At 70.7% G+C, this 3147-nt stretch carries 2 protein-coding genes; both read left to right on the forward strand.

Translation table 11 applies throughout. The features are described from left to right. A partial coding sequence (locus VN520_RS20325) for an RICIN domain-containing protein (protein ID WP_325748357.1) occupies positions 1-496 on the forward strand: 496 nt, incomplete at its 5' end. Between the two features lie 60 nt (positions 497-556). Further along, positions 557-2908, forward strand: a complete 2352-nt coding sequence (locus VN520_RS20330; protein ID WP_325748358.1) for an AbfB domain-containing protein — start codon at positions 557-559, stop codon at positions 2906-2908. Positions 2909-3147 lie beyond the last annotated feature (239 nt).

Here is a 3147-nt window from a genome sequence, read left to right on the forward strand (position 1 = left end):
CCCCTTCACCCTGGAGGGCACGCCGCTCCTCATGACAGCTCAGGCCCGCCGCATCCCCGAGTGGAGCGCCGACGACGAGCACGTGGTGGCGCCCCTCCAGCCGAGCCCCGCGCGCAGCGCCGAGCCGGTCGAGGAGGTCACGCTCGTCCCGATGGGCGCGGCACGGCTGCGGATCACGTCCTTCCCGACGGCGAGCCCGGACGCGGCGCCCTGGCTCGCCGACCGGTGGTACCGGATCGGCAACCGCAACTCCGGCAAGGTGCTCGGTGTGGACCTCATGTCCACCGCGAACAGCGCCCACGTCGTCCAGTACGACGACAACGGCACCGCCGACCACCTCTGGCAGCTCGTGCCCGACGGCGACGGCTGGTACCGCATCCGCAACCGCAACTCGGCCAAGGTCCTCGGTGTGGACCTCATGTCCACCGCCGACTCCGCCCACGTCGTCCAGTACGACGACAACGGCACCGCGGACCACCTCTGGAAGCTGCTCTGAGCAGCGGCCCGTCCCCCTGCGCCGGCCGGCGCAGGGGCTCCTCCTGAAGGAGTTGTCGATATGCGATCCTCCCCCGCACCACGCCCCCGCACCTGGTGGAGACGGCTGACCGCCGGCACCGGACTGCTGGCGCTGCTCGCCACCGCAGTCGTCGGAGCCGGCACCGCGCCGGCCGCCGCCGCGCCGGCGGCCTGGACCCCGCAACCGGCGCCCATGACGACGCCGTGGACGAACCAGGTCCCCGTCGACAACCCGCTCCCCGAATACCCGCGCCCCCAGCTGACCCGCCCCGACTGGGCGAACCTGAACGGCATCTGGGACTTCGCGGTGACCGGCCGTGACGCCGGTCAGCCCGCGGCGTTCCCCGAACAGATCCGGGTGCCGTTCGTCGCGGAGTCCTCTCTCTCCGGTGTCAAGCGCAGGATCACGGAGAACGACAAGCTCTGGTACAAACGCACCTTCACCGTGCCGTCGAACTGGAACGGCCGCCGTGTCGTGCTCAACTTCGGCGCCTCCGACTGGCAGAGCACCGTCTGGGTCAACGGCGCACAGGTCGGCGCCCACAAGGGCGGTTTCGACTCCTTCTCGTACGACATCACACCCCGGCTCAACGGCGGTACGAACACCGTCGTGGTGTCCGTGTACGACCCGACGCAGACCGGCGGCCAGGCCGTCGGCAAGCAGCGGATCAACGACGTGAACCCGCATCCGGGCGGCGGCATCTTCTACACGGCGGCCTCGGGGATCTGGCAGACGGTCTGGCTGGAGCCCGTCGCGGCGTCGCACGTCACGCGCCTGGACATGACGCCCAGCCTCGGCGACAGCACCCTGCGGGTGAAGGTGCAGGCAGCCGCCGGCGGCGGGCGGAGCGCGCGAGTCACCGTCTCCAGCGGCGGCGTCGTCGTGGGAACGGCGACCGGGGCGCCCGGCACCGACATCTCCGTACCGGTGCCCAGCCCCCGGCTGTGGAGCCCGGACGACCCGTATCTGTACGACGTGCGCGCCGAACTGCTCGACGGGACGACCGTGGTGGACACCGTGGGCAGTTACGCGGGTATGCGGTCCATCGGCGTCGCCAAGGTCGACAACATCCTGCGGCCCGTCCTCAACGGGAAGTTCGTCTTCCAGACCGGCACCCTCGACCAGGGCTACTGGCCCGACGGCATCTACACCGCGCCCACCGACGCCGCTCTCAGGTCCGATCTCCAGGCGCACAAGGACCTCGGGTTCAACATGGTCCGCAAGCACATCAAGGTCGAGCCGCAACGCTGGTTCTACTGGGCGGACAGGCTGGGCCTCCTCGTCTGGCAGGACATGCCCTCGATGGACACCGGGAAGACCCCGGACAGTGCCGCCCGGGCCCAGTGGGAGGCCGAGTACCACGCGGTCATCGACCAGCACCGCAGCTCGCCCTCGGTCGTCATGTGGGTCAACCAGAACGAGGGCTGGGGGCAGTACGACCAGGCGAGGATCGCCGACGAGGTGAAGACCTACGACCCGTCCCGGCTGGTCAACAACATGAGCGGGGTCAACTGCTGCGGGTCCGTGGACGGCGGCAACGGTGACGTGATCGACAACCACATCTACGTCGGCCCCGGCAACACCGCGCCCACCGCGACCCGTGCCGCCGTACTCGGCGAGTTCGGCGGGCTGGGGTACAGGGTCCCGGGCCACGAGTGGTATCCGGGCGGCGGCTTCAGCTACGAGGACCAGGCGAGCATCGCCGCTCTGAACAACCGTTTCGTGGGTCTCCTGGACAGCATCCGCGTCGGGCAGTTGCCGGCCGGGCTCTCGGCGTCCGTCTACACGGAGATCACGGACGTCGAGAACGAGGCGAACGGGCTGCTCACCTACGACCGCCAGGTGGTCAAGGTGGACACCGCCCGGGTGAAGGCCGCCAACCAGGCCCTCATCCAGGCCTCCAGGACGCCCGCGCCACCGGTCACCCTGCCCACCGGGCAGTACAAGTCGCTCCGGGTCACCACGCCCGGCCACACGACGAAGTATCTGCGCCACGCGCAGGAGCTCGCCCTTACGGCGGTCGTCGACAGCGGCAGCAGCGCGCTGCTGAAGAACGACGCCACCTGGAAGATCGTCACCGGACTGGCGAACAGCAACTGCTACTCGTTCGAGTCCCGCAACTACCCCGGTGAGTACCTGCGCCACCGTGACTTCCGGGTCCGCCGGGACGCGAGCGACGGCACGGCCCTCTTCAAGGCCGACGCCACCTGGTGCGCGGTCGCGGGCCAGGGCGGGGTACGGCTGTCGAGCGCCAATCTTCCCGGGAGCTACCTGCGCCACATCGACTCGGAGGTGTGGCTGGCCACACCCGGTGGCGGCCACGCGTGGGACAACGCCGCCACCTTCACCGAGGACACCACCTGGGCGGTGGAGGCGCCCTGGGCACCCTGACCTGACACCTTCGTCCGCAGGGACGCAGCATGCTTCCCGGCGGGCCCGGCGGCGGCGCACACCGCGTCGCCGCCGGGCCCGCCCGCCCACGGCTGTGGACATCCCTCACCCGTCGTCCCTGGCGGCCGGTTTCCCGCCGCCTCCGACCGACCGCGGACATGGGAGGGCAGGCACATGGAAGGCGCGGGCACGGCGGCCGGCGGCACACGAGGGGCGGTGGGTGGCGAGCCTCGGGCTGC

Source organism: Streptomyces sp. (assembly GCF_035563135.1).
In the GTDB taxonomy this organism is placed as follows: Bacteria; Actinomycetota; Actinomycetes; order Streptomycetales; family Streptomycetaceae; genus Streptomyces.

Excerpts from the sequence above, each read along its gene's own strand:
- VN520_RS20330 (WP_325748358.1), top strand. The coding sequence starts at position 557 with ATGCGATCCTCCCCCGCACCACGCCCCCGCACCTGGTGGAGACGGCTG.